Origin of the sequence: Stenotrophomonas sp. SbOxS2 (assembly GCF_013416715.1) — a bacterium.
Taxonomy (GTDB): domain Bacteria; phylum Pseudomonadota; class Gammaproteobacteria; order Xanthomonadales; family Xanthomonadaceae; genus Stenotrophomonas; species Stenotrophomonas lactitubi.
Genome location: NZ_JAAVXD010000007.1, coordinates 175,550 through 202,080, shown reverse-complemented (window position 1 = coordinate 202,080; position 26,531 = coordinate 175,550). Strand labels below are relative to the sequence as shown.

Sequence of the window (26,531 nt, the reverse complement as noted above, 5' to 3'; positions counted from 1 at the left end):
CTCTCATGCGTTCAACTCCTTGTGCAGTTCCTGCAGCGACCAGACCGGGCCGGTACCGCGGAATTCCAGTGAATCCACCAGCGCCTTGGCACCGGCAATGGTGGTCGAATAGGTGACGCGGTGCTGCAGCGCCTCGCGGCGGATCGAGAACGAGTCGTTGATCGCGGCACGGCCTTCGGTCGTGTTGACGATATAGACGATCTCGCCGTTCTTGATCGAATCGACGATGTGCGGGCGACCCTCGACCACCTTGTTGATGATCTCGCAATCCATGCCGTGCTGCTGCAGCCACGCTGCGGTGCCGCGGGTGGCGACCAGGCTGTAGCCACGTGCCAGCAGGGCCTTGGCCACCGGCAACACGCGCTTCTTGTCCGGGTCTCGCACCGACACGAAGGCCTTGCCGACCGGCGGCGCCTTGATGCCACCGGCTTCCTGCGCACGCGCGAAGGCGGCGTTGAAGCTGCGACCCACGCCCATCACCTCACCGGTGGAGCGCATCTCCGGCCCAAGGATCGGGTCGACGCCCTGGAACTTGGCGAACGGGAAGATCGCTTCCTTCACCGAGTAGTAGTCCGGCACGATTTCCTTGGTGGCGCCCTGCTCTTCCAGGGTCTTGCCCGCCATGCAGCGGGCCGCGATCTTGGCCAGCGGCATGCCGGTGGCCTTGGACACGAACGGCACGGTGCGCGAGGCACGCGGGTTCACTTCCAGCAGGAAGATGGTGTCGTTGCCTTCCTCGTCGGTCTGGATCGCGAACTGGGTGTTCATCAGGCCCACCACGTTCAGGGCCTTGGCCAGCTCGACCACCTGGCGACGCAGCTCTGCCTGGGTTTCAGCCGACAGCGAGTACGGCGGCAGCGAGCAGGAGGAATCGCCCGAGTGCACGCCGGCCTCTTCGATGTGCTCCATCACGCCACCGATCAGGACGTTGCCCTGGGCGTCGGCGATGATGTCCACGTCGCACTCGACGGCGTTGTCGAGGAAGCGGTCCAGCAGCACCGGCGAATCGTTGGACACCTTCACCGCGTCACGCACGTAGCGGGCCAGGTCGGATTCGCCGTAGACGATTTCCATCGCGCGGCCACCCAGCACGTAGCTCGGGCGCACCACCAGCGGGTAGCCGATCTCGCGCGCCAGCAGCAGGGCTTCCTGGTCGTTGCGGGCGATGCGATTCGGCGGCTGCTTCAGGCCCAGCTTTTCCACCAGCTGCTGGAAGCGCTCGCGGTCTTCGGCCAGGTCGATCGAGTCAGGGCTGGTGCCGATCACCGGCACGCCATTGGCTTCCAGCGCGCGTGCCAGCTTCAGCGGGGTCTGGCCGCCGTACTGCACGATCACGCCCTTGGGCTGCTCCAGCTCGACGATTTCCAGCACGTCTTCCAGGGTCAGCGGTTCGAAGTACAGGCGGTCGGAGGTGTCGTAGTCGGTCGACACGGTTTCCGGGTTGCAGTTGACCATGATGGTTTCATAGCCATCCTCGCGCAGCGCCAGTGCCGCGTGCACGCAGCAGTAGTCGAACTCGATGCCCTGGCCGATGCGGTTCGGGCCACCGCCGAGGATCATGATCTTGTCGCGGTTGCTCGGCGCGGCTTCGCACTCGTCCTCGTAGGTCGAGTACAGGTAGGCGGTGCCGGTGGAGAACTCGGCGGCGCAGGAGTCCACGCGCTTGTACACCGGGCGCACCTTGTGCGCGCGACGCAGCGCACGCACGGCCGCTTCGTTGGTGCCGGTCAGCTGGGCCAGGCGGGCGTCGGAGAAGCCGGCGCGCTTGAGCTTGCGCAGGCGCGCCGCATCCAGTGCGTCGATGCCATCGGCCGCGACCTGGGTCTCGGCGGCGATGATTTCTTCGATCTGGTCCAGGAACCACGGATCGATGTAGGACAGCTTGAAGATGTCCTCCACGCTCATGCCGGCGCGGAACGCATCGCCCACGAAGAACAGGCGCTCCGGACCCGGCGCCTTCAGCTCGCGGCGCAGGGTCTGCAGATCGTCTTCACTGGTCAGGTCCAGGCCGGTCGGGTCGAAGCCGACCTTGCCGGTTTCCAGGCCACGCAGGGCCTTCTGCATCGACTCCTGGAAGGTGCGGCCCATCGCCATCACCTCGCCCACCGACTTCATCTGGGTGGTCAGGCGTGCATCGGCGGCCGGGAACTTCTCGAATGCGAAGCGCGGAATCTTGGTGACGACGTAGTCGATGGACGGCTCGAACGAGGCCGGGGTCAGGCCGCCGGTGATCTCGTTCTTCAGTTCGTCCAGGGTGTAGCCCACGGCCAGCTTGGCGGCGACCTTGGCGATCGGGAAGCCGGTGGCCTTGGAGGCCAGCGCCGAGGATCGCGACACGCGCGGGTTCATCTCGATCACCACCACGCGGCCGGTGTCCGGGTTGATGCCGAACTGCACGTTCGAACCACCGGTATCCACGCCGATCTTGCGCAGCACGGCGATGGAGGCATCGCGCAGGCGCTGGTATTCCTTGTCGGTCAGGGTCTGCGCCGGGGCCACGGTGATCGAGTCACCGGTGTGCACGCCCATCGGGTCCAGGTTCTCGATCGAGCAGACGATGATGCAGTTGTCCGCGGTATCGCGGACCACTTCCATCTCGAACTCCTTCCAGCCCAGCACCGATTCTTCGACCAGCACTTCGGTGGTCGGCGACAGTTCCAGGCCGCGGTTGACGATTTCGATCAGCTCTTCGCGGTTGTAGGCGATGCCGCCGCCACTGCCGCCGAGGGTGAAGCTGGGGCGGATGATGGTCGGATAGCCGACGCGGGTCTGGATCTCCAGCGCTTCGTCCAGGGTGTGCGCAACGGCAGCGGTCGGGCACTCCAGGCCGATCTCGCTCATCGCCACGCGGAACAGCTCGCGGTCCTCGGCCATCATGATGGCTTCGCGCTTGGCGCCGATCAGCTCGACGTTGTACTTCTCCAGCACGCCGTTGTCGGCCAGGTCCAGCGCGCAGTTCAGCGCGGTCTGGCCACCCATGGTCGGCAGCAGCGCGTCAGGCTTTTCCTTGGCGATGATCTTCTCGACCGTCTGCCAGTTGATCGGCTCGATGTAGACGGCGTCGGCCATCTCCGGGTCGGTCATGATCGTGGCCGGGTTGCTGTTGACCAGCACCACGCGGTAGCCCTCGTCACGCAGGGCCTTGCAGGCCTGGGCGCCGGAGTAATCGAACTCGCAGGCCTGGCCGATGACGATCGGGCCGGCACCGATGATGAGGATGGTCTTGAGGTCAGTGCGCTTGGGCATTTTCTTCTCTAAGTCAGTACAGCGTGACAAGGGGGGTGATCGCACGCTGTCGATCAGGAATCTTGATCCGCAGCGCCGCGCCAGAGGCAGCCGCGATGCGGAGGCTTACGGTCCATCGCGACGCCACCGGCGAACCGGCGGCGTACTGATCACGCCTTGGCCTGGTCCATCAGCGCCACGAAACGGTCGAACAACGGACCGACGTCGGTCGGGCCCGGCGACGCTTCCGGGTGGCCCTGGAACGAGAAGGCCGGCACGTCGGTGCGGGCGATGCCCTGGTTGGTGCCGTCGAACAGCGAACGGTGGGTCACCCGCAGGGTGGCCGGCAGGGTCGCTTCATCCACTGCGAAACCGTGGTTCTGCGAAGTGATCATCACCCGGCCGCTGTCCAGGTCCTGCACCGGATGGTTAGCACCATGGTGGCCATGGCCCATCTTGATCGTCTTCGCGCCCGAGGCCAGGCCCAGCAGCTGATGGCCCAGGCAGATGCCGAAGGTCGGGATCTTCACGTCGATGAAGGTCTTGATCGCGGTGATCGCGTAGTCGCACGGCTCCGGGTCGCCCGGGCCGTTGGACAGGAACACGCCGTCCGGCTTCAGCGCCAGCACTTCAGCAGCCGGGGTCTGCGCCGGCACCACGGTGACCTCGCAGCCGCGCTCGGCCAGCATGCGCAGGATGTTGGTCTTCACGCCGAAGTCGTACGCCACGACCTTGTACTTGGCCGGCACGCTGACGAAGGCATTGGCATCCAGGTCCAGCTGGCCCTCGGTCCAGACGTAGGTCTTGTCGGTGGTGACGACCTTGGCCAGATCCATGCCCTTCAGGCCGGGGAACTTGCGGGCCGCTTCCAGTGCCTTTTCCACATCGATGCCGTCGCCGGCCATCAGCGCGCCGTTCTGGGCGCCCTTCTCGCGCAGGATGCGGGTCAGCTTGCGGGTGTCGATGCCGGCTATGGCGACCACGCCACGCTGGATCAGCCAGTCCTGCAGCGACACCTGGCTGCGCCAGTTGCTGGGGCGGCGCGGCACGTCGCGCACGATCAGGCCAGCCGACCACACCTTGGACGCTTCATTGTCCTGGTCGGTCATGCCGGTGTTGCCAATGTGCGGATAGGTCAGCGTGACCATCTGCCGGGCGTAGGACGGGTCGGTCAACACTTCCTGGTAGCCGGTCATGGCGGTGTTGAACACCACCTCACCGACGGACAGGCCGGGCGCGCCTACGGATTCGCCCTCGAATACGGTGCCGTCTTCGAGGACGAGGATTGCGGCTTGGGTCACGGAATTCTCACTTTGGCTACCGAGGGGGTGCCGAAGTCACGCCTGCGCTTCACGGAAATCCGGTTGCAAAAAAGCGCGGACGTACGGTCTGGGACCGGTCCGGCTTTCGTGATTCGGCGAGTGCGAATTGTAGCGGTGCCGGGGCGCGCGCGCCAGCGGTTATCGCCATTCATGAACAGGCGATTGCGCATTCATTTCAATCCGGGGGCGTATGCAGGCCGATGACCGGGCCGCTGCCATCCCACCTGCCCGGCTCCGGTAGGCGCCAACCCTGGTTGGCGCGTTCAGCAACGGCTGCCAACCAAGGTTGGCATCTACCATCGACCCGGGCCCGTTACCCGGGCCCGTCCAGCAGGTCGCGTACCCGGTAGCTGCCCGCCGCCCGGCCCTGCAGCTGGCGAGCGGCAAACAGCGCTCCGCGGGCGAAGATGTCGCGGTTGGTGGCCCGGTGCACCAGCTCGATGCGCTCGCCCAGGCCGGTGAACTGCACCAGATGCTCGCCGACGATGTCACCGGCGCGCAGGCTGGCGTACTGCGGCTCAGCCCCACCGCGCTGTGCCGCCGCGCCCAGGGTCAGCGCCGTGCCCGAGGGAGCGTCCTTCTTCTGCGTATGGTGCGACTCGACGATGTCGCAGTTCCAGCCCGCCAGCGCCTGCGCAGCGCGCTCCACCAGCTCGTCCAGTACCGCCACGCCCAGGCTGAAGTTCGACGCCCACACCAGCGGGATCTTCACCGACGCCGACTCCAGCGCCTGTCGCTGCGCAGTGGAAATGCCGGTGGTGCCCGACACCAGGCCTGCGCCGCGCTCCACGCACAGTGCCAGCAGTGCATCGAAGCCCTCCGGCAGGCTGAAATCGATCGCCACGTCGAACACCGGCGCCCCCGGCAACTCGCTGGCGGCGAAGAACGGCACACCATCGATCACCCGCTGGGCCGGCGCGCGGCCGGTGACCGCAGCGACGATCTGCAGGGAATCAGGATGTTCGGCGGCCAGCCGCAACAGGGCCTGGCCCATGCGCCCGGAGGCGCCGTGAATAAGCAATCGCAGGGGAGTCTGGTTCATGCACGCAGGCTAGCGGCAGCACGCATGGTCCGGCAAGCACTGTCGCTGCTACGCTGCCTGCCCTTTTGCCATGGATTGCCTGGCCATCATGCAGATCAGCGAACAGCTGGTACTGGTCACCGGCGCCGGTCGCGGCCTCGGCCAGCACATCGCCCGCGCCTTCGCCGCGCAGGGCGCGCGGGTTGTCATCAACTATCACCGCAGCGAAGCAGCGGCACGTACACTGGCCAGCGAGCTGGGCGGCCAGGCCATCGCTCTGCAGGCCGACGTCACCGACCGCGCCCAGGTCGACAACCTGCTGCAGCACGCACTGGCGCACTTCGGCCAGGGCGTGACCACCGTGGTCAACAACGCACTGGCTTCGTTCTCGTTCAATGGCGATGCCCGCGACAGCGCCGCCGACATCGCCTGGCCGGCCTTCCAGGCGCAGTTCGAAGGCAGCGTGCGCGGCGCCCTCAACACCGTGCAGGCCGCCCTGCCCGGCATGCAGGCGCGGCGATTCGGCCGGGTCATCAACATCGGCACCAACCTGTTCCAGAACCCGGTGGTGCCGTACCACGACTACACCGCCGCCAAGGCCGCGCTGCTGTCGCTCACCCGCACCCTGGCCGGTGATCTCGGCCCGCACGGCATCACCGTCAACATGCTCTCCGGCGGCCTGTTGCGCACGACCGACGCCAGCGCCGCCACGCCGGAAGCCGTATTCGACTACATCGCCGCCAACACGCCGCTGCGCAGCGTCACCACGCCGGCCGAGTTCGCCGATGCCGTGCTGTTCTTCGCCAGCCCGTGGGCGCGCGCGGTCACCGGCCAGAATCTGGTGGTGGATGGCGGACTGGTGCGGGACTGAGCGCATGCGCATTTCCGAGGTCGCGCGCCGCACCGGCGCCAGCGCCAAGGCGATCCGCCTGTACGAGGCACGCGGACTGCTGCCGCCAGTGCCGCGCCTGAACCGCTACCGCGACTACAGCGAACAGGATGTGGCGTGGGTGCAGCTGATCCGGCAGGCGCTGGGGCTGGGCATCGGATTGGCCGCCATCACCCGCCTGCAGCGCAGCGACGGCCAGCTCGACTGGCCGGCAGTGCTGGTCCTGCTGGAGCGCCAGCGCGCTGCGATTGCTTCCGAGCGCGAGCGGCTTGCCCGCATCGAGGTCGAACTACAGCAGGTGGCGGACGAGCTGCGGCAATGGCTTCAGCAGGGCGATGGTCTTTGCGTTCTGGCTGCCGCTGGCTGCCCCGCCGGGGTTTGACTCTGCCCCTGGGGCATAGCGCACGGTCGCGGTTTTCCAGCTTCCGAGACTGCCGTGCCCCGCTCCATCCTGATCCTGCTTGGCCATCCCGACCGCGACAGCCTGTGCGGCGCCCTCGCCCAGCGATACGCAACCGCCGCCGGCAACGCCGGCCACCGCGTGCGCTTGATCGCCCTGGGCGACCTTCAGTTCGACCCGGTACTTCGCCACGGCTATCGCCAGATCCAGCCGTTGGAAGCCGACCTGCAGGATGCCGCCGACGCGATCCAGGCCTGCGATCATCTTGTACTGGTCTACCCGACCTGGTGGGGCGCGATGCCTGCCCTGTTGAAAGGCTTCTTCGACCGCGTGCTGCTGCCAGGCTTCGCCTTCCGCTACCGGCGCGATTCGGTGTGGTGGGACCGGCTGCTGGCTGGACGCAGCGCGCGGGTCATCACCACCCTGGACACGCCGCCCTGGTACTACCGGTGGATCTACCGCGACCCGGGCATCACCCAGATCCGCAGCACCATCCTGGAATTCTGCGGCATCCGCCCGGTGCAGGTCAGCCGCCTGGGTGCCGTGCGCAGCAGCACGCCGCAACAGCGCGAACGCTGGCTGGCTCAAGCAGCCGAGCTGGGTGCGCAGGCGCGTTGACGCGTTGACGCGTCGCGGCGAACGGCCCGCCTCGTCCGGCCCGCAACGTAGATCCACGCCGTGCGTGGAGGAAGATCAAGGGTGTGCGAACCAAGGTTCGCACCCACCAAAACACCAAGCTTCGCACCCAGCAAAGCGGAAAAGGCAGGCTCAGTGCTGCTTCGGCGGCGTCGGCCCGCAGCTGTCACAACCCCCACACGCGCCGCCACCGCCAGTGGCCGGCGGCGCGATCTTCCGGCCCAGCGCCTGCAACCAGGCCGCGCGGCCCGGCTTCAGCAGCGCCAGTGCCAGCGCGCCACGCAGCTTGCGCACGGTGCCGGGCGCCTGCTTCTTCAGCACCACCCAGGCGCTGACCAGCACGGCCACCGTGATGATCAGGTACTGGATCAGCAGGCCGGCGTCCATCAGCCGCCCCCCAGCGCCACGGTCACCTGGTAGGTGATCAGGGCAGCCACGTACGCCGCGGCGAACAGGTAGAACGCCGCAAAGCCCATCTGCTTCCACGAGTTGGTCTCGCGCTTGATGGTGGCCAGCGTCGAGATGCACATCGGCGCGTAGATGAACCACACCAGCAGGGCCAGACCGGTGGCCAGCGACCAGCCATCAGCCACCACCGGCGACAGCGCGGAGATCGCCGCATCGTCATCGGCGGCCGACAGCGCGTATACCGTCGCCAGCGAGGACACCGCCACTTCGCGCGCGGCAAGGCCCGGAATCAGCGCGATGCAGATCTGCCAGTTGAAGCCCAGCGGCGCGAAGATCGCGGTCATCGCATGGCCGATCTGACCGGCATAGCTGTAGTCGATGGCCGGCATCGTCGCATCGGCGGGCGCGCCCGGGAACGACAGCAGGAACCACAGCAGGATGGTCAGCGCCAGGATGATGCCGCCGACGCGCCTGAGGAAGATCATGCCGCGCTCGTACAGGCCGACGGCGAGGTCGCGCGGATGCGGAATGCGGTACGACGGCAACTCGAGCATCAGCGGGTGCTCGCTCTTGTCGCGGCGCCACTTCTTCATCACCCATGACATCACCAGCGCGCTGAGGATGCCGGCTACGTACAGGCCGAACAGCACCAGGCCCTGCTGGTTGAAGATGCCGATCCTGCCGGCCGGAATGAACGCGCCGATCAGCAGCGCATACACCGGCAGGCGCGCCGAGCAGGTCATCAGCGGTGCCACCAGGATCGTGGCCAGGCGGTCACGCGGGTCCTGGATGCTGCGGGTGGCCATGATGCCCGGCACGGCACAGGCGAAGCTGGACAGCAGCGGGATGAACGAACGACCGGACAAGCCCGCCGCCGCCATCATGCGATCCAGCAGGAACGCGGCGCGCGGCAGGTAACCGGACTCCTCCAGTGCCAGGATGAAGGCGAACAGGATCAGGATCTGCGGCAGGAACACCACCACGCCACCCAGGCCGGCGATGATGCCGTCGGTCAACAGACTGGTCAGCGGCCCAGCTGGCAGCACGCTGGCGGCCAGTTCACCCAGCCAGGCGAAGCCGGCCTCGATGCCATCCATCAGCGGCGTCGCCCAGGCGAACACCGCCTGGAAGATCAGGAACATCACCACGACCAGGGTGATCAGGCCGAACACCGGATGCAGCAGCCAGCGGTCGAGCGTGTCGTCGATCTTCGCGGTCCGCGCCGGCATGCGCACGGCGGCGGCCAGGATCGCGCGCACCTGCGCGTGGTAGTCCGCGCCACTCTCAACACCGGCCAACGGCGCGTCCAGATGCGGCACCATCGTGTCCAGGCGTTCCACCAGCGCACGCGCGCCCTGCTTGCGCACCGCCACGGTTTCCACCACCGGCACGCCGATCTCGCGCTCCAGCGCGGCAACGTCGATCTGGATGCCGCGGCGCTGCGCCGCGTCGACCATGTTCAGGGCGATGATCATCGGCTTGCCCAGCTCGCGCAGCTCCAGGGCGAAACGCAGGTGCAGGCGCAGGTTGGTGGCGTCGATCACGCACAACAGGACGTCCGGCGCGGCCTCACCCGGGTAGAAGCCCCGGCACAGGTCGCGGGTGATCGCCTCGTCCAGGCTGGCCGGATGCAGGCTGTAGGCGCCCGGCAGGTCGAGCACGGCGAACTCGCGGCCGGACGGCGCACGCAGGCGGCCCTCCTTGCGCTCGACGGTGACGCCGGTGTAGTTGGCGACCTTCTGCCGGCTGCCGGTCAGCTGGTTGAACAGCGCGGTCTTGCCACTGTTGGGGTTGCCGACCAGCGCGATGCGCAGCGGTGCAGCGGTTGCGGTGGCACTCATGCGCGTCGCTCCTGGCTTGCCGGGTCGATGACCACGCGCCGGGCCTCACTGATACGCAGCGCGAAACGGGTGAACCCGACCTGCACCAGCAGCGGCTCGCCGCCGACCGGACCCCGCGCCACCAGGCGCACTTCCTCACCCTTGACGAAGCCCAGCTCGCGCAGGCGCCGGGCGATGGCATCGTTGGCATGCAGGTCCTGCACGGAATCGACCACGGCCGAGGTGTGCAGGGGCAGTTCGGACAGCGTCATCTAGCGTGTTCTCTGCTGGATGTAAATGGTTCTCGATTCTAACATTCCCGCGTCGCGTCATGGCCCATGACCAATGGCCCGCTATGATCCATACAGGTATGGAGCAACCCCGGAATCCCATGAACGATGCTTTGCAGATCGAGCGCAATGGCGCTGTCCTGACCCTCTGGCTGAACCGGCCGGAGCTGCACAACGCCTTCGATGCCGGCCTGATCGCCCGGCTGACCGCCGCCCTGGAAGCAGCCGGCCGCGATGACACGGTGCGCACGGTGGTGGTGGCAGGCCACGGCGACTCCTTCTCCGCCGGTGCCGACATGCAGTGGATGCGCGGCATGGCCACGGCCAGCGAGGCGGACAACCGCGAGGACGCCCTGGCGTTGGCGCGGCTGATGCGCACCCTGGACGAGCTGCCCAAGCCGACCCTGGCCCGTGTCCACGGCGCCGCCTTCGGTGGGGGTGTCGGCCTGGTGGCCTGCTGCGATATCGCCATTGCCACCAGCGCTGCCCGCTTCGGCCTGACCGAAAGCCGTCTGGGCCTGTTGCCGGCAGTGATCTCGCCCTATGTGATCGAGGCCATCGGCAGCCGCCAGGCCCGTCGCTGGTTCGCGACCGGCGAGCACTTCGACGCCGACACCGCCCTGCGTATCGGCCTGATCCACCATCTGGTGGAGCCCGAGCGCCTGGACGAAGCGGTGCAGCGGCAGCTGGCCCTGCTCGACAAGGCCGGGCCGATCGCCTCGGCCTCGGCCAAACTGCTGGTCCGGCAGGTGCGCGACGCCGATGATCGCGACAGCCTGGACCGTGACAATGCCGCCCTGATCGCCCGCCTGCGGGTGTCTGCCGAGGGCCAGGAAGGCCTGGGCGCCTTCCTCGACAAGCGCGCACCGCACTGGGTCACGGAGGCCTGACATGTTGGACCATATTGGTGTGAACACCGGCGATCTGCCGCGCAGCAAGGTCTTCTTCCTGCAGGCGCTGGCGCCGCTGCAGATCGGCCTGGTGATGGAGGTCAGTGCCGAACAGACCGGCGCCCACGACCACGTGGGTTTCGGCAAACACGGCAAACCGTTCTTCTGGCTGGGCAATGCGGCGCCCCTCAGCCAGGGCGTGCACGTGGCCTTCGTCTGCGGCGAACGGGCCCAGGTTGATGCGTTCCACGCCGCCGCCCTGGCCGCAGGGGGCCGCGACAACGGGGCGCCCGGCCTGCGCCCGTGGTACCACCCGGACTATTACGCCGCCTTCGTGATCGATCCGGACGGCAACAACATCGAGGCGGTCTGCCACCTGCCCGGGTAGGCCCTCCGTCAAAACAGGCGCAGGCGTGGCCGCTCGTGCGACCCGCCTGCGTATCTCATCTGGCAGCCTGGCGAAGACCGGGCCGCCTCCGTTTCCCAGGAACCGCCGTGACCCCAGTCGATCCCATCCGCCCTGCCCGTCCCGCCTCGCCTGCCGTAGGGGTGCTGCGATGAGCGATTTCGTCCGCATCGTCGAAGTCGGCCCCCGCGATGGGCTGCAGAACGAAAAGCAGGCCGTGGCCACCGCCGACAAGATCGCCCTGATCGATCGCCTGTCGGCCACCGGCCTGCGCACCATCGAGGCGACCAGCTTCGTCAGCCCGCGCTGGGTCCCGCAGCTGGCCGACGCGGCCGAGGTCTATGCCGGCATCCAGCGCCGCCCGGGCATCGCCTATCCGGTACTGGTGCCGAACGAACAGGGCTACGACCGTGCGCGCGCCGTCGGCGTGCAGGAAGTCGCGGTGTTCACCGCTGCATCGGAAGCCTTCAACCGCACCAACACCAACGCCGGCATCGATGAATCGCTGGCCCGTTTCGAGCCGATCCTGCGCCGTGCGGCGGCTGATGGTGTGCGCGTGCGTGGCTACGTCTCCACTGTGCTCGGCTGCCCGTACCAGGGCGAGGTGCCGCTGGCCGACGTTGTGCGTGTGGCCCGTGCCCTGCATCAAATGGGGTGTTACGAAATCTCGCTGGGCGACACCATCGGCGTCGGTACGCCGCGCAAGGCCCGCGCGATGCTGCAGGCGGTGGCTGCCGAGATCCCGATGAGCGCATTGGCCGTGCACTTCCACGATACCTACGGCCAGGCCATCGCCAACATCGCGGCCTGCCTGGAAGAAGGCGTGCGCGTGGTCGACAGCGCCGTGTCCGGTGCCGGCGGCTGCCCGTACGCCAAGGGCGCCAGCGGCAACGTGGCCAGCGAGGACGTGGTGTACCTGCTGCAGGGCCTGGGCCTGGAATGCGGCGTGGACCTGCCTTCGCTGGCCGAGACCGGCCGTTGGCTGGCCGGGCTGCTCGGCCGCGCGACCGCCAGCCGCGTCGGGCAGGCGCTGGCGGCGACATGAACGACAGCGGCCCGCGCGACCGTCCGGCCATCGGCGATACACCCGCCGCAACCGACGTCGCGCTGGCCGCTCTGGACGCGGCGCTGGCTGCTTCGCCGCCGCCGGCCCAGGCCAGGCTGCTGCGCCAGGCACGGCAGGCGCTGGCCGATGCGCAGCAGCGCGAACTGGATACCCAGGCACGCTATGCCGCGTTGTTCGACGCCGTGCCCGACCCGGTCAGCATCCTCAGCGCCGAAGGCGTGGTGCTGGACGTCAACCGCGCCGGCATCGTCGCCTACGACCGCCCGCGCGAGGACATCGTCGGCCAGCCGATTGAACTGCTCAATCCCGACCTGCCCAGCGACCATCTGCAACCGGTGTGGGAAGCGCTGAACCGCGGCGACACCTACGTCATCGAAGTGACCAACATGCGCGGTGATGGCAGCCGCTTTCCGGTGGAGGTGCACTCGGCCGGCTTCCAGGACCGCGGCCAACCCTGCATCGTCGCCGTCGCCCGCGACCTGAGCGGGCGCTGGCGCGCCGAGTCGCGCTATCGCCTGTTGATGGAATCGATCGACAAGGGCGTGATCCTGTTCGACCGTGATCTGCGCGTTCTGTCCGCCAATCCCGCAGCGCACCGCATCCTCGGCCTCACCGGTGGTGGCGTGGGCTTGAATTCGATGCTCGATCCCGAAGCCTGGATCATCGTCGACGAACACGGCCATCCGCTGACCCAGTCACAGTGGCCGACCAGCCGCTGCTTCCAGGCCGGGCGGATGATCCGCAGCACCATCATCGGCCTGTACCACCGCCCACGCGGACGCATGCTGTGGTTGTCCACCACCAACGTGCCGGTGTTCGGCAACGGCTGCGACCAGGCCGACCATGTCTATGCGATGTTCAGTGACATCACCGAACTGAAGCGCAACAACACCCTGTTCGCGCGCGCGCAGTCACTGGCCCACATCGGCGGCTGGGAGTGGGATCGTGGCCTGCAGCGCCTGTACCTGACCGATGAGGCGCGGCGCATCGTCGGCCAGCCGGCCGATCTTGAGGACATGCCGGACCTGCTGGACTGCCTGCGCAGCGACGACCGCGCCGCCCTGCAACAGGCGCTGGCCGACACCATCGAGCACCGCAGCAGCTTCGGCCTGGAGCTGCAGGGCCAGCGTCGCGATGGCCACTCGTTCTGGATCCGGATGATCGGCGAGGTCTCGGCCGGTGATGTCGATGCCGCGCGCATCACCGGCACCGTGCAGGACATCACCGAGCGCAAGCAGGCCGAGGAAACCCTGCGCGTGCAGGCCCGCACCGACCCGTTGACCGGAATCATGAACCGCGATGCGGTGCTGAGCGACCTCGGCGTGCGCATGCACAGCCCCGGCCACGACCGCGTGGCGGTGCTGTATATCGACCTGGACCGCTTCAAGGTGGTCAACGACCTGCTTGGCCACAACGCCGGGGATGAACTGTTGATCGAAGCGACCCGGCGCATCGCCACCGCGATCGGCACCGAAGGCCTGCTTGCACGCTTTGGCGGCGACGAGTTCCTGGTGATCTGTGACCTGCGCGACCAGCCGGACCAGGCCGAACAGCTGGCCGAGCGCATCACTGCGGCCTTTTCGGCGCCGTTCCAGCTGGGCAGCGACGAGTTCCCGGTCACCGCCAGCATCGGCATCGCCCGTGCACCGCGCGATGGTAACCGGCCGCAGCAGCTGATCCAGAACGCCGACACCGCGATGTACGAGTGCAAGCGACGCACCCGCAACGGCTGGCAGGTGTTCTCCCCGGAACTGGCACAGCGCCAGCATGACCGCCTGCAGATCGAGAGCCGGCTGCACAAGGCCCTGGATGGCGACGAGTTCCACCTGGTCTACCAGCCACAGGTCAACCTGCGCAGCGGCGCCACCATCGCCTGCGAGGCGTTGATGCGCTGGCACAACACGCAGCTGGGGCAGATGCGGCCGGACCTGTTCATCCGCCACGCCGAGCACACCGGCGACATCGTGCGCATCGGTCAATGGGCGCTGCGCGAAGCCTGCCGGCAGGTCCGGCAATGGCAGGACGACGGGCTCGGGCTGGTGCGGGTGGCGGTCAACGTTTCCTGGCGGCAGTTCGTCGGTGAGGATCTCGCCCGCTGGGTGCGGCAGGTGCTGGACGAGTTCGGCCTGCCCGGCAGCGTGCTGGAGCTGGAGTTCACCGAGCGGGTGCTGATCGAAGATGCGCCGGACACCCTGCGCACTTTCGCCCGCCTGCGCGAGATGGGGGTGATGCTGACCATCGACGACTTCGGCGAAGGCTACAGCGCGCTGAACTACCTGCGCCGGCTGCCCATCCATGGGCTGAAGCTGAGCCAGCTGTTCGTCGAGGGCATCCCCCGCAACCGCTCGGATGTGGCGGTCTGCGAGGCAGTGTGCGCGATTGCCCGCAGCCTCGGCCTGGGCGTGGTCGCCGAAGGTGTGGAAACCGAGCCGCAACGGCAATGCCTGCTCGACCTGGGGGTGACCGTCGGCCAGGGCTTCCTGTTCGCCCACGGACTGCCCGCCGCCGACTTCGAGCGTCGCCTGCGCCGCGCCCGCGAACTGGGCTGAGGCCGGCGGCGCAGTGCACAACGGCGGCTGCCGTCGCTTCCGTTAGAATCGGCGGTTCTTGAACCTGCAGGACCGTGCAATGCAGCTGTCTTCCGTACGTGCCGTGATCACTGGCGGCGTCTCCGGCCTCGGCCTGGCCGTGGCCCAGCACCTGGTTGCCCAGGGCGGCAAGGTCGCCCTGTTCGACCTCAACGACGCCAAGGGCGCGGCCGCTGTTGCCGGGCTGGGGCAGGACAACGCCCGCTATTTCAATGTCAACGTCAGTGATGAAGCGTCCGTGTCGGCGGCCATCGACCAGGCCTTCGATTTCCTCGGCGGCCTGAATGTCGCCATGAACTGCGCCGGCATCCTCGGCGCTGGCCGCGTGCTGGGCAAGGAAGGCCCGATGCCGCTGGCCGGGTTCCAGGGCACGGTGATGGTCAATCTGGTCGGCAGCTTCAACGTCGCCAAGGCCGCCGCCAATCGCATGCAGCACAACGAGGTCGGGGTGGACGGCGAGCGCGGCGTCATCATCAACACCGCCAGCGTTGCCGCCTACGAAGGCCAGATCGGCCAGGCCGCCTACTCCGCTTCCAAAGGTGGCGTGGTGGCAATGACCCTGCCGATGGCCCGCGAGCTGTCGCGCTTCGGCATCCGCGTCAACACCATTGCGCCGGGCGTGTTCTGGACGCCGATGGTCGATGGCATGCCCGAAGCCGTGCAGGAGTCGCTGGCCGCATCGATTCCGTTCCCGTCGCGCCTGGGCAAGCCGGAAGACTTCGCCAGCCTGGTCGGCCACATCCTCGGCAACACCTATATCAACGGCGAGACCATCCGCCTGGACGGCGCCACCCGGCTCGCTCCGAAGTGATTCCCCCCGGGCGCCGGGACGGCGCCCTCCCCCAACGACCAACATCATCATGAAAGCCAACGACATCAAGAAGGGCAACGTCGTCGAGTTCAACAACGGCGTCTACCAGATCCGCGACATCGAGCGCAGCTCGCCGCAGGGTCGCGGCGGCAACGTCCGCTTCCGTTTCATCATGTACAGCGTGCCGGGCGGCAACAAGCTCGATGCCAGCTTCGATGCCGACGACAACCTGGTCGAAGTCGAACTGCTGCGCCGCCAGTCCACCTATTCGTACAAGGACGGCGATGCGTTCGTGTTCCTCGATGACGAGGACTACACCCCCTACACCCTGGACGCGGACGTGATCGGCGATGACGCCGGCTACATCACCGACGGCCTGACCGGCATCTACGTGCAGGTGATCGACGAGCAGCCGGTGGCCATCCAGCTGCCGGCCTCGGTGGTGCTGGAAGTGATCGAGACGCCGCCGGAATTGAAGGGCGGCACCGCCACCAAGCGCCCGAAGCCGGCCAAGCTCAACACCGGCATCGAGATCATGGTGCCGGAGTACATCGTCAACGGCGAGCGCGTGCTGGTGAGCACCGCCACCGGCGAATTTGCCGGCCGTGCCGATTAACCGCGCGGCACTGATCGCCTGCCTGCCCCTGCTTGCGGCGTGCTCGCCGCAGGCAGCGGACAACGGCGCAGGTGGTGCCACGCCAGAGGCCGTAGCGGTCGATCCGGTGGCTGCCACCGCACCGGCAGCGGCGTCGCCCGCGGCCCTGCAGGAACCCGCCGAGGAGCCCTCCGCTGCCAGCCTGCCCTCGAGTTACGAGGAACTGGAACAGGCCCGTGCTGCCGCTGGCTGCGCGGTGTCCAACGACGTGTACGACATCGAAGACATACGCATCTACTGTCAGATGCCCGACGACGTGCAGGCGTTTATCGCGCGCGAAAACACCTGCCAGCATTTCGCCGGCGAAGAACCCTACGACGACGAGCGCCGTCGGGAACTCGAAGAGGCCAGCGCGACGTACTGCGAGGGTCGCGAGAAGATCTTCACCGATCTGGTCGCGCGCCATCGCGGTGACTGTGCGATCCGCACGGCGCTGATCGGGATCAACAGCCGCTACGACCTGGTGTTCGAGCTGGACTTGAAGCCCTGTGAGGTCTGACCGATCAACGCCGGGCATGGCCCGGCGCCACCGATCCGCGGAACCACGCGTTACTTGCCGCCGAAGTTGCCGCAGCCGTGGTACTGACGCGGGCCTACAGTCAGCATGGCCTTGGCTTCGAACGCCTCACCGCTCATGTCGTCCTGGCAGGTGGTGCGCTGGAAGCTCAGCTTGATGTCGGTGCCATCTGCCGCCTTGCCGACCCAGCCATCTGCGCCCTCGGTCGGCTTTGCGACGGTGAAGCGGCGCTCGCCGTAGTCGACGTCCACCTGCAGGCCCGGTGCATCACCATCGACGACGGCCAGCCAACCCGGCTCGTTGCCAGTGGCACGGAACGCCGCGTTGCCGGCACTGCCATCGCCCTCGGTCGCTTCCACCGCTGCACACTCACGATCCGCTTCGCCCTTCAGGCTGAGCAGCGCTTCATCGCTGCCGCGGGTCCAGAAGCTGTTGCCCTTGCCGTCGGCATACTTCGCGCCGGAGGCCGCGCGTTCGGAGGACATCGCGAACCTGCGCTCGCCGATCACAACCGTCGCTGCGTCTTCGCCGTCGAAGGTCGCGCGCACGTCGAGGTCGCCGCAGCGATAGAGGGTTTCGTTGCCGCCGCCATCAACAGCGGCAGCCACAGGTGCCGGTGCCGGCGTTGCGACCGCATCGGCTGCGCCACCGGCGGCCGGCGTCTGCGCCGGCTGGCAGGCGCTCAGCGCAAGGCCGAGGGAAGCCGCCAACAGACTGGGAATTACACGCATGGCTCGACTCCTTGTCGAAACTACAGAGACCTTGGACCCTACCATCTGCGCGCAAACGGGGCCTGAAAGCTGCATGACCGTGTTCAGCCTGTCAGCACCGCCATCGACAGCAGCTGCGCGCCGCTGGCACTGGAAGCGCTTGTCCAGACGCGCAACAGGCGAAAGCGCTGCACGTGTTCGCGTCCCAGCCAGTGCACATGCAGCTGAACATCGCCGGACAACAACGCCAGGCGTCCACACAGCAACGTTTCAACTGCATGCACCTGCAGCGCAAGAATCTGCAGGCGTCCTTGCCGCCAGTCCCGCAGCCAGGGCAGGTCGAGCATCCGACCGCCCTGTCCGTCCATCATGAACAGCACCGGTGACAGCAGCGCAGTGGCTGCGCCATGGTCGCCGTCCAGCAGCGCATCCCGCAGCTGCTGCTCCAACACGCGCAGCTGCGCCTCGTACAGGCCCTCAGGGCTCCTGCTTTCCATCCACCTGCTTTCCATCCACGCTTCCTCCCGGCGTCGGCCGGCGTCGGCGCAGGCGCTGCGCAAGCCAATGCTGCGCGCCCTGCACCACCACATAGAACACCGGCACGAAGAACACGGCCAGCACGGTCGCACTGACCATGCCGCCGAACACGCCGGTACCGATGGCCTGTTGCGTTTCCTTTGAAGCACCCTGCGCCAGCATCAGCGGCACCACGCCCAGCGCGAACGCCAGCGAGGTCATGACGATCGGCCGCAGCCGCAGGCGTGCCGCTTCGATGGTCGCCTCGACCAGGCCGCGTCCCTGCTGTTGCAGCTGGCGGGCGAACTCGACGATCAGGATCGCATTCTTCGCCGAAAGCCCGATCACCGTGATCATGCCGACCTTGAAGAACACATCATTGGGCATCCCGCGCAGCAGCACTGCAGCAACGGCGCCGAGCAGGCCCAACGGCACCACCAGCATCACCGCCAGTGGAATCGACCAGCTCTCGTACAGCGCCGCCAGCACCAGGAACACCACCAGCATCGACAGCAGCAGCAACCACGGCGCCTGCGCGCCGGACTCGCGCTCCTGCAGCGACTGGCTGGTCCACTGCAGGGCAAAGCCCGCGGGCAGCTGCTGTGCAAGGCGCTCCATCTCGATCATGGCCTGGCCGGTGGACACCCCGCTGGCGGGTGCGCCGGACAGGTTCAATGCCGGGAACCCCAGGTAACGCTGCAGCTGCAGCGGCGCCTCGGTCCAATGCGCGGTGACCAGCTCGGACAACGCCACCATGCCGCCTTCGCTGTTGCGGACATACAGCTTCAGCACGTCCTCCAGCTCCATCCGGTGTGGGGCATCGGCCTGAACGATGACCTGCTGCATGCGCCCGCGATTGGGAAAATCGTTGACGTACTGCGAGCCCATCGCCGCCGACAGCGTTGCACTGATATCGGTGAATGCAACGCCCATCGCTTCGGCCTTGGCGCGATCGATGTCCAGCCGCACGTTGCTGCCCGCAGGCAGTCCATCGGCATGCACCTCCGCCAGCAACGGACTGGCTTCCGCCAGTTTCAGCAGCTGCTGCAGGGCGGCGCGCAGCTCGGCCTGGCCCTGGCCGGTACGCGCCTGCAGTGCCAACGAGAAGCCGGATGAACGACCAAGGCTGTCGATGGCCGGCGGCATCACGCTCATCACCTCGCCTTCCGGCACCGTCGCCACGGCCTGCTGCGCCGCCCTCACCTCATCCGCTGCGGTGCTGCCGCCGCGCTCACCCCAGTCCTTCAACATGGTGTAGGTCAGCGCCGCGCTCGGGCCCGAGCCGGAGAAACTGTAGCCGAGGATGGCCTGGTTGGACGCGATCGCCGGCCGCGAGGCGACATGCAGTTCGTAGGCCTCGACCACCGCCAGCGTGCGTTCGGCGGTTGCTTCGGCCGGCAGCTGGATGGAGGTCATGAAATAGCCCTGGTCCTCTTCCGGCAGGAACGCGCCCGGCAACCAATGCAGGCCGATCAGCAGTGCCACCAGCAAGGCAGCGAACAGGCCCATCACCCGGCCACTGCGCCGAAGGACCGCCGCCACGCCCTGCTGGTAACGCCCGGTCATCCGCTCGAAGCCACGGTTGAACGCACCGAACACGCCGCCGCGGCCATGGTGGCCACGCGTGCCCTGGCGCAGCAGCGTCGCGCAGAGCGCCGGGGTCAGGCTAAGCGCCAGCAGTGCCGAGAACAGGATGGACACCGACATCGCCACGCTGAACTGGCGGTAGATCGCACCCACCGAGCCACTGGCCAACGCCATCGGGATGAACACCGCCGTCAGCACCAGGGTGATGCCGATCACCGCACCGGTCAGCTCACGCATCGCCTTGATCGTGGCCTCGCGCGGCGGCAGGCCCTCTTCGGCCATGATCCGCTCCACGCCCTCGACCACCACGATCGCGTCGTCAACAATGATGCCGATCGCCAGCACCATGCCGAACATGGTCAATACGTTGATCGAGAAACCCAGCGCCAGCATCACCGCGAAGGTGCCCAGCAGCGCGATCGGCGCGACCAGGGCGGGGATCAGCGTGTAGCGCCAGTTCTGCAGGAACAGGTACATCACTGCGAAAACCAACAGCATCGCCTCGACCAGGGTCTGCAGCACCTTCTGGATCGATACCTTGACGAAGGGCGCGGTATCGAACGGAATGCTGGATTCAACGCCCTGCGGCAGCAGCGGCTGCAGGTCGGCCATGCGCTCGCGCACAGCCGTGGCGGTACGCACCGCATTCGCACCGGGGCGCAGCTGCACACCGGCCGCCGTCGCCGGGTAGCCATCTTCGCGCGTGCCCCAGGCATAGCTCTGCGCACCCAGTTCGACCCGGGCGACGTCACCCAGCAGCACCCGCGAACCATCGGCACCGGCGCGCAGCACGATCGCTGCAAACTGCTCGGGCGTGGACAGCTGGCCTTCGGCACTCAAGGGCACGGTGATGCGCTGGCCGGGAACACCGGGCGAATCGCCGATGCGGCCCGGCGAGATTTCCAGGTTCTGCTGCTCGATCGCGCTGGCCACATCGCCCATGGTCAGGCCGTAGCCGGTCAGGCGGGTCGGGTCCAGCCAGATCCGCATCGCCTGTTCGGCACCGAACAACTGCACGCGGCCGACGCCGTCGATGCGCCGCAGCTCCTCGATGATGTTGCGCGCCATGAAATCGCCCAGCGCCGCTTCGCTGACACTGCCATCGGGTGAGCGCAGGCCCACCAGCATCAGGAACCCCGAGTCGGCAGCCTCCACGAACAGTCCGTTCTGGCGCACGCTGCGTGGCAGGCGTGGCTCGATCGCCTTGATCCGGTTCTGCACGTCCACCTGTGCCAGCTCGGGATCGGTGCCGGGCTTGAAGGTGGCGGTGATCGACGCTTCGCCGGAGGTGTCCACCGACGATTCGAAGTACAGCAGATGCTTGACGCTGGACAGCTCACGCTCGATCAGGCCGACCACCGCGTCATTCAACGTCTGCGGGCTGGCGCCGGGATAGCTGGCATAGATGCTGACGCTGGGCGGCGCGACCGCCGGATAGCGCTCGACCGCCAGCCGCGGAATGGCCAGCACGCCGGCCAGGATGACGAAGATCGCCAGCACCCAGGCAAATACCGGGCGATCGATGAAGAAACGAGCCATGTCGTAGGTTCCTGGAAGGGCTCAGCCCTGGCTTGCGGATGTCGGCGTTGCGCTTGCGCTGGCGACCGGCACCTGCCAGTCGCGCGGATCGACCAGCACGCCTTCCTGCAAGCGCTCCTGGCCTTCCACCACGACCTTCTCGCCCGCCTTCAGGCCATGCCGCACCAGCCATTGCCGGTTGACGCTGCCGTCCACCTCCAGCGTGCGGATCACTGCTTTGCCATCGGCGGCGATGACCCAGGCATAGGCCTGGCCACCGGCGCTGCGCAGCACCGCCTGCTGTGGCAGCAGCAGCGCGCTGGCCGGCGCACCGCGTGGCACCCGGGCACGCACGTACATGCCCGGCAACAGCTGCCGCTCAGGGTTGTCGACCAGGATGCGCAGGATCACATCGCCGGTGCGTGCATCGACGTTGACACCGGAGAACAACAACCGGCCGCGCTCGGGCAGCGGCGAACCCGCCGCGCCGATGATCGTCACCGGCAGCTCGCCGTCCACCGCGCCACGCCGCAGGGACTGCAGTTGCGATGCCGGCTGGCGCACGTCCACGTAGACCTGATCGATCTGCTGCACCACCGCCATCGGCTCGGCATCGGCGACGCCGACCAGCGCGCCTTCGGTCACCAATGCCTGGTCGATGCGGCCATCGATCGGTGCACTGACCGTCGCGTAGCGCAGGTCGAGCTGGCGTCGCGCCAGGATCGCGCGTGCCTCGTTGACCGCTGCGCGGGCCTGCTCGTGCTCGGCGCTGGCATCATCGCGATGCTGCTGGCTGACCGCCTGCGCGGCGGCCAGCGCCTGCAGCCGCTGTGACTGCACACGGCTGCGGCCGAGGGCGGCCTCGCTGCGCTGCAGGGCCGCCAGCGCCGAATCGACGTCGGCGCGGAATGCCGCCGGGTCGATCTGGAACAGCGGCTGCCCGGCATGCACCTCCGCACCCTGCTCGAACATCCGGCGCTGCACGATGCCGCCGACCTGCGCACGGATCTGCGCGGTGCGCACCGCCGCCACCCGACCGGGCAGTTCATCATCGCGCTGCACCACCTGCGGGCCGACGGTAACGACGCTGACACGCGGCACCGCTTCGACGGTGGGTTCGGGGCGGGAGCAGGCCGTCATGGCCAAGGCGAAGGCCGCGACCAGCGCGACCGGAGTCCTGAAGGTTCTCATTGCTGTGCACAGTGCCGCAGACGCGGCTGACGAATCATGAAGCGCGCAGTGTGCGTGGCGATGATGGGGTTTCGATGGAGGAACTGTGGAGATACGATGGAGGGCAAGCACCTTCCGGCCTCGCCTTGCCATGCATGCCTCCCCTGCCCTCGCGGCGCTGGTCCTGATCGTCGAGGACGAAGCCGAGATCGCCGACATCCTTGCCGCCTACCTTGAACGCGAGGGCCTGCGTACCCTGCGTGCGGCCGATGGCCAGATTGCCCTGGACATGCATCGCAGCATGCGCCCGGACCTTGTACTGCTGGACGTGCAGCTGCCGCGGCTGGATGGCTGGAGCGTGCTCACCCAGCTGCGCCAGCGCGGCGAAACGCCGGTCATCATGCTGACCGCGCTGGACCAGGATCTGGACAAGCTGACCGCACTGCGGATGGGCGCCGATGACTATGTGGTCAAACCGTTCAATCCCGCCGAGGTGGCGGCGCGCGTTCGCGCAGTACTGCGGCGTACGCTGCGCAGTTCGCGGGCGGATGCGCCCAGTGCCCTGCGCGTCGGCCCGTTACTGATAGACACCGCCACCCACGCGGTGCATGTCGAAGGCGACGGCTACAGTCACGAGCTGCTGCTGACCCTGACCGAGTTCAAGCTGCTGCATTGCATGGCATTGGCGCCGTCACGGATCTTCAGTCGCAGCGAGCTGATGCACGAATGCCTGCCGGAAAGCGAAGCGCTGGAACGCACCGTGGACAGCCATGTCAGCAAACTGCGGCGCAAACTGGACGAAGTGGGCCTCACCCAGATTCCGGCCAGCGTGCGCGGTGTCGGCTACCGACTGATGGCCGACCGCTGATGCGCCGCTCCGGGCTCAGCCGGCACATCATCGTGTCTATGTCGCTGATGGTCGTCGGCGTCATCGTGATGGTGATCCTCTCTTCGTGGCTGCTGTATGCGGTACTGATCGAGTTCTTCCCGGCCAGCGCCGAAGAGCCGGAAGGCTGGCTGCCGACTGGACCCGAGCTGGCGTGGATGGTCGGGGTGATCCTGACCGGACTGGCGCTGGCGATCGCCGCCTCGTTCCGCCTGGCCCATCGCATCCTGTCGCCGCTCAATTCACTGGTGGACAGCGTACGTGCGCTGGCGGGCGGCGATCTCGGCGCGCGCGCCACGGCCGAGGCCAACTCCCCCGGCGAGGTCGCAGCGCTGGTGGACGACTTCAACGCGATGGCGCGCCGCCTGCAGCACATGGAAAGCGAACGGGTGATGTGGCACGCGGCCATCGCCCACGAACTGCGCACGCCGGTGACGATCCTGCGCGGCCGCCTGCAGGGCCTGGCCGAAGGCGTGTTCCAGCCCGATGAGTCGCAGTTCCGCAGCCTGCTGGCGCAGGTCGAGGGCCTGTCACGGCTGATCGAGGACCTGCGGGTGCTGAGCCTGGCCGACAATGCCCGCCTTGATGTGCGCCGCGCCCGCACCGATGTGGTGGCCGAAGTGCATTCGGTGATGACCCTGGTCGATCCCGCTTTCCGCAGTGCCGGCTTCGTGCTGGAGCTGGAAACCAGCCGCGAAGAGCACCCCGCCCATTGCGACCCGACGCGGTTGCGGCAGGCGCTGCTGGCCTTGCTGGAGAACGCGCGCCGCTATGCCAACCCGGGCAAAGTACGCATCGCCGTGCATGACACCGTGGCCCACGTGCAGGTGGCGATCGAGGACGAAGGCCCGGGTATCGACCCGGCCCTGCACGCGGACATCTTCAATCCGTTCATGCGCGGCGACGGCTCACGATCGCGCCTGGGCGGTGGCAGTGGCCTCGGCCTCGCTGTGGTCAAGGCCATCGCCGATGCGCACGGCGGCCAGGTCTACTGCACTCCCGGCACGGCCGGCGGCAGTCGTTTCGTCATCGAGCTGCCGCGCCAGTAGGCGGAACTTCGGCGGCCTGTTCACGCACGCGCGCGCCCAACGCAGCGAGATTGTTGTCGATGTCATCCAGCTCATGTCGCTGCGATGGCGGCAACTGCGCGCGCAGCTGCACGCGCAGTGCCTGCCAGGCGGGTACGGCCTGTGCGCTGGCGACGGCCACTGCGCGTGCCACCTCTGCCTGTTCTTCCGCCTGCGGCAGGCCGTAGCCGGCGTCGGCCAGCAACTGGCCCGGGCGCAACCACTGCCCGCTCTGTTCCAGCAAAGTGCGCAGTGAACGGGTGGCGCTGCTGTCCGGGTCAGCCAGCAACCGTCGCTTCAGTGCATCGCGTGACCGTAGTTCCGCGCGCCGCTGCGCCGCCTGTTCCAACAACAGCAGGCCGGCGCTGGCACGCACATCACCGCGCAGCAACCACGGCGCCCGCTGTTGCGCCGGCAGCGCCAGCCATGCGCGCACATCGCGCGCCGGCAACGCCATCTGCGCTGCGGCAACCGAGAACAATTGCTGGTAGTGATCGCGCGCAGACGCAAAGTAGTAACCCTGCGCCTGGGCCTGCGCGGGATCGGCCAGCACCTGCTCGTCCAGGGCATGCAGCCGTGCCAGCCGGCGCCGCAACCCGCGCGGGCTCAGCTGGGCCAGGCCGGCTTCGCCCAGACGCGGAACGCCTGCCTGCAGCAGCTTCGCCGTCTCCACCGCGCAGTTGTTGCTGACGAAGTAATAGCGGCCGTCATAGCTCCAGTGCACCTGTGCAGTACGCTCGAGCAGGCTGGCGATCTCGCTGCGGTCCAGCTGCAGCGGCAGCGAGGCCAGTCCGCGCAGTTCGACCTTGGTGTATTCGTCCACCACCTGCTGCAGCGGCAGCACGAACAGGCGCGAAGGATAGCCACCGGTCAGGCCGCGCCAGTTGGAAATCTGCACGTCGCCGACGAAGGCGCGGAAGGACAACACCCGGTGATGCTCCAGGTCTAGCCTGCAGTCCGGTCCCGGCGCGCGGCCGGGACGGCAGATCACCAGCCGCAGCATGCTGTGGCCCCAGCGACTCATCGGCTGCGCACTGCCTTCGGCGAACAGATAGTCCACGGCGTAGACGCGGGCCGGGTCCAGTGCCAGCAGCGAAGCGGCGCCCTCTTCCGCGTCGGCCTGCAGCAACGGAACGGTGCCCGCGCAGTGCGGCGCAGGCAACGATGGCGGCGTACCCAAGTGTGCGCGATACCATTGCGCCAGCGCCGGGCGCCGACACGCGAACTCTGCATCGAGCACGAAGTGTTCGGCGTTCACCGCCAGGTACTCGGCCGGGTCGGTCAGTTCATAGGCATCCGGGCTGCGGTCACGGAATGCGTTGTCGCCACGGCCCAGGTGCCAGGGTTTGCGCTGCCAACCTGCAAGGTCACGCCAGCGGGCGCTGCGCGACCAGTGCGCACTGTTGCGGTCAGCAACATGGGTCAGTTCGTGCACCAGCGCGCTGCGGCGGGCACGACGGGCACCGGCCACATCGTCATCCAGCAGGTCGCGGCGCAGCGCGATGCGCCCGGCGAAGGCACGGCCATGCACGTTCGCGGGCAGATCGTCACGCCAGCCGACCTGCACCTGCGCGGGCAATGCACGCAACAGGCCGTCGGGCAGCAGCGACTGCACATCACGCAGTGTCTGCGTCGCCATCTGCTGCTGCGCCGGGCTCAGCCCGGTCGGGTCCAGCTGCAGGCGCTCAGCCGCATGCGCGACGTGAGCGGCCAGCAGTAGAGCCACGCCTTGCGTGGCTGCTGTGATCGCCCGTCTGCGCTTGGGATTCAGCCGCGCATGGCTCGGCTCTACGAAAAGCGATGACGCGGAGGTCATGCCGCCTGGATCAACGCGCCAGAAGCGCGCGCGCCAGCTGCAGGTCGCTCTGTTGCTGTGCAGCTGCATCGTGCTCGCGCAGGTGCACCAGTGCCGCCTGCAGGCGTGCACCACGGATCTGGCCATCGCTGGCGACAAAAGCCGCCGCATCATCGCGTGCGGCCAGCACCACCTTGTCATCGCCCGAGCTGCTGCCCGAGGAACCCGAAGAGGCGCCCGTCGCCGACCCGGCCGAGGTGCCGGCAAAGCTCGAAGCGAAGCCGGCCAGCGGCAGGGACAACAGGGCAAGCAGCAGAAGCGGACGGATCATGGTCAGG

The 26,531-nt window shown here is 67.7% G+C and carries 24 protein-coding genes; 12 read left to right on the top strand and 12 right to left on the bottom strand.

Annotation, left to right across the window (positions count from 1 at the left end):
• Positions 1 to 3: 3 nt before the first annotated feature.
• The 3 genes from carB to dapB form a co-directional block, all read right to left on the bottom strand.
• Positions 4 to 3,246 carry a carbamoyl-phosphate synthase large subunit gene (carB, locus tag HFK18_RS15685; protein WP_180166965.1) on the bottom strand — a complete coding sequence of 1,081 codons (3,243 nt, stop codon included), beginning with the start codon at positions 3,244 to 3,246 and terminating at the stop codon, positions 4 to 6.
• A gap of 149 nt (positions 3,247 to 3,395) precedes the next feature.
• On the bottom strand, positions 3,396 to 4,526 hold the full coding sequence (gene carA, locus HFK18_RS15680) for a glutamine-hydrolyzing carbamoyl-phosphate synthase small subunit (protein ID WP_180166964.1): 1,131 nt from the start codon (positions 4,524 to 4,526) through the stop codon (positions 3,396 to 3,398).
• A gap of 334 nt (positions 4,527 to 4,860) precedes the next feature.
• A complete protein-coding gene (gene dapB, locus HFK18_RS15675) occupies positions 4,861 to 5,589 on the bottom strand; it encodes a 4-hydroxy-tetrahydrodipicolinate reductase (protein ID WP_180166963.1) in 729 nt (242 codons plus the stop codon).
• 70 nt (positions 5,590 to 5,659) lie between these two features.
• On the opposite strand from dapB, the gene HFK18_RS15670 reads away from it, so the two are divergent.
• Genes HFK18_RS15670 through HFK18_RS15660 form a run of 3 tightly spaced genes read left to right on the top strand, consistent with a single transcriptional unit; the run spans position 5,660 to position 7,475 of the window.
• On the top strand, positions 5,660 to 6,439 hold the full coding sequence (locus HFK18_RS15670) for a 3-oxoacyl-ACP reductase (protein WP_180166962.1): 780 nt from the start codon (positions 5,660 to 5,662) through the stop codon (positions 6,437 to 6,439).
• Positions 6,440 to 6,443: 4 nt separating this feature from the next.
• Positions 6,444 to 6,839 (top strand): MerR family transcriptional regulator, encoded by a 396-nt coding sequence (locus HFK18_RS15665; protein ID WP_180166961.1) that lies wholly within the window; start codon positions 6,444 to 6,446, stop codon positions 6,837 to 6,839.
• A gap of 54 nt (positions 6,840 to 6,893) precedes the next feature.
• Positions 6,894 to 7,475: an NAD(P)H-dependent oxidoreductase gene (locus tag HFK18_RS15660; protein ID WP_180166960.1), complete on the top strand. Its 582-nt coding sequence runs from the start codon at positions 6,894 to 6,896 to the stop codon at positions 7,473 to 7,475.
• A gap of 150 nt (positions 7,476 to 7,625) precedes the next feature.
• Here HFK18_RS15660 and HFK18_RS15655 read toward each other — a convergent pair whose 3' ends face one another.
• Genes HFK18_RS15655 through HFK18_RS15645 form a run of 3 tightly spaced genes read right to left on the bottom strand, consistent with a single transcriptional unit; the run spans position 7,626 to position 9,993 of the window.
• Entirely contained in the window at positions 7,626 to 7,880 is a 255-nt protein-coding gene (locus tag HFK18_RS15655) for a DUF6587 family protein (protein ID WP_180166959.1), read from the bottom strand.
• Positions 7,880 to 9,742: a ferrous iron transport protein B gene (gene feoB / locus HFK18_RS15650; RefSeq protein WP_180166958.1), complete on the bottom strand. Its 1,863-nt coding sequence runs from the start codon at positions 9,740 to 9,742 to the stop codon at positions 7,880 to 7,882. The genes HFK18_RS15655 and feoB overlap by 1 nt, the downstream gene beginning before the upstream one ends.
• Positions 9,739 to 9,993: a FeoA family protein gene (locus HFK18_RS15645; RefSeq protein WP_089240906.1), complete on the bottom strand. Its 255-nt coding sequence runs from the start codon at positions 9,991 to 9,993 to the stop codon at positions 9,739 to 9,741. Before HFK18_RS15645 ends, feoB begins: the two co-directional genes overlap by 4 nt.
• 119 nt (positions 9,994 to 10,112) lie before the next feature.
• Between HFK18_RS15645 and HFK18_RS15640 the strand changes: the two genes are divergently transcribed.
• The 7 genes from HFK18_RS15640 (at position 10,113) to HFK18_RS15610 (ending at position 16,926) form a co-directional block, all read left to right on the top strand.
• Positions 10,113 to 10,901: an enoyl-CoA hydratase-related protein gene (locus HFK18_RS15640; RefSeq protein ID WP_180166957.1), complete on the top strand. Its 789-nt coding sequence runs from the start codon at positions 10,113 to 10,115 to the stop codon at positions 10,899 to 10,901.
• Position 10,902: 1 nt separating this feature from the next.
• Positions 10,903 to 11,289, top strand: a complete 387-nt coding sequence (locus HFK18_RS15635; protein ID WP_099818342.1) for a VOC family protein — start codon at positions 10,903 to 10,905, stop codon at positions 11,287 to 11,289.
• Positions 11,290 to 11,458: 169 nt separating this feature from the next.
• On the top strand, positions 11,459 to 12,352 hold the full coding sequence (locus HFK18_RS15630) for a hydroxymethylglutaryl-CoA lyase (protein ID WP_100552431.1): 894 nt from the start codon (positions 11,459 to 11,461) through the stop codon (positions 12,350 to 12,352).
• Positions 12,349 to 14,922, top strand: coding sequence for an EAL domain-containing protein (locus HFK18_RS15625; RefSeq protein ID WP_180166956.1), 2,574 nt, complete (start codon positions 12,349 to 12,351; stop codon positions 14,920 to 14,922). The genes HFK18_RS15630 and HFK18_RS15625 overlap by 4 nt, the downstream gene beginning before the upstream one ends.
• 79 nt (positions 14,923 to 15,001) lie before the next feature.
• Positions 15,002 to 15,772, top strand: coding sequence for an SDR family NAD(P)-dependent oxidoreductase (locus HFK18_RS15620; protein WP_180166955.1), 771 nt, complete (start codon positions 15,002 to 15,004; stop codon positions 15,770 to 15,772).
• A gap of 49 nt (positions 15,773 to 15,821) precedes the next feature.
• Positions 15,822 to 16,388, top strand: a complete 567-nt coding sequence (gene yeiP / locus HFK18_RS15615) for an elongation factor P-like protein YeiP (RefSeq protein WP_099818338.1) — start codon at positions 15,822 to 15,824, stop codon at positions 16,386 to 16,388.
• A complete protein-coding gene (locus tag HFK18_RS15610; RefSeq protein WP_180166954.1) occupies positions 16,378 to 16,926 on the top strand; it encodes a hypothetical protein in 549 nt (182 codons plus the stop codon). The genes yeiP and HFK18_RS15610 overlap by 11 nt, the downstream gene beginning before the upstream one ends.
• Positions 16,927 to 16,976: 50 nt before the next feature.
• Here the strand turns inward: HFK18_RS15610 and HFK18_RS15605 are convergent, their stop codons facing one another.
• The 4 genes from HFK18_RS15605 to HFK18_RS15590 form a co-directional block, all read right to left on the bottom strand.
• Positions 16,977 to 17,675 (bottom strand): MliC family protein, encoded by a 699-nt coding sequence (locus tag HFK18_RS15605; RefSeq protein WP_180166953.1) that lies wholly within the window; start codon positions 17,673 to 17,675, stop codon positions 16,977 to 16,979.
• An 83-nt stretch (positions 17,676 to 17,758) separates the two neighbouring features.
• Entirely contained in the window at positions 17,759 to 18,151 is a 393-nt protein-coding gene (locus tag HFK18_RS15600) for a nuclear transport factor 2 family protein (protein ID WP_180166952.1), read from the bottom strand.
• Entirely contained in the window at positions 18,132 to 21,296 is a 3,165-nt protein-coding gene (locus HFK18_RS15595; RefSeq protein WP_180166951.1) for a multidrug efflux RND transporter permease subunit, read from the bottom strand. Before HFK18_RS15595 ends, HFK18_RS15600 begins: the two co-directional genes overlap by 20 nt.
• A 21-nt stretch (positions 21,297 to 21,317) precedes the next feature.
• Complete coding sequence (locus tag HFK18_RS15590; RefSeq protein WP_180166950.1) at positions 21,318 to 22,466, bottom strand: efflux RND transporter periplasmic adaptor subunit; 1,149 nt, start codon at positions 22,464 to 22,466, stop codon at positions 21,318 to 21,320.
• Between the two features lie 130 nt (positions 22,467 to 22,596).
• Here HFK18_RS15590 and HFK18_RS15585 point away from each other — a divergent pair, with 130 nt between their 5' ends.
• Both HFK18_RS15585 and HFK18_RS15580 read left to right on the top strand, forming a co-directional pair.
• On the top strand, positions 22,597 to 23,313 hold the full coding sequence (locus HFK18_RS15585; protein WP_089240884.1) for a response regulator: 717 nt from the start codon (positions 22,597 to 22,599) through the stop codon (positions 23,311 to 23,313).
• Complete coding sequence (locus HFK18_RS15580) at positions 23,313 to 24,380, top strand: ATP-binding protein (RefSeq protein ID WP_100465229.1); 1,068 nt, start codon at positions 23,313 to 23,315, stop codon at positions 24,378 to 24,380. The genes HFK18_RS15585 and HFK18_RS15580 overlap by 1 nt, the downstream gene beginning before the upstream one ends.
• On the opposite strand, the gene HFK18_RS15575 is transcribed toward HFK18_RS15580, so the two are convergent.
• Together HFK18_RS15575 and HFK18_RS15570 are read right to left on the bottom strand one after the other, a co-directional pair.
• Positions 24,358 to 26,124, bottom strand: a complete 1,767-nt coding sequence (locus tag HFK18_RS15575) for a DUF4105 domain-containing protein (protein ID WP_343202968.1) — start codon at positions 26,122 to 26,124, stop codon at positions 24,358 to 24,360. The two genes, HFK18_RS15580 and HFK18_RS15575, sit on opposite strands and share 23 nt — an antisense overlap.
• Before the next feature lie 100 nt (positions 26,125 to 26,224).
• On the bottom strand, positions 26,225 to 26,524 hold the full coding sequence (locus HFK18_RS15570) for a DUF2388 domain-containing protein (protein WP_180166948.1): 300 nt from the start codon (positions 26,522 to 26,524) through the stop codon (positions 26,225 to 26,227).
• Between the last annotated feature and the right edge of the window lie 7 nt (positions 26,525 to 26,531).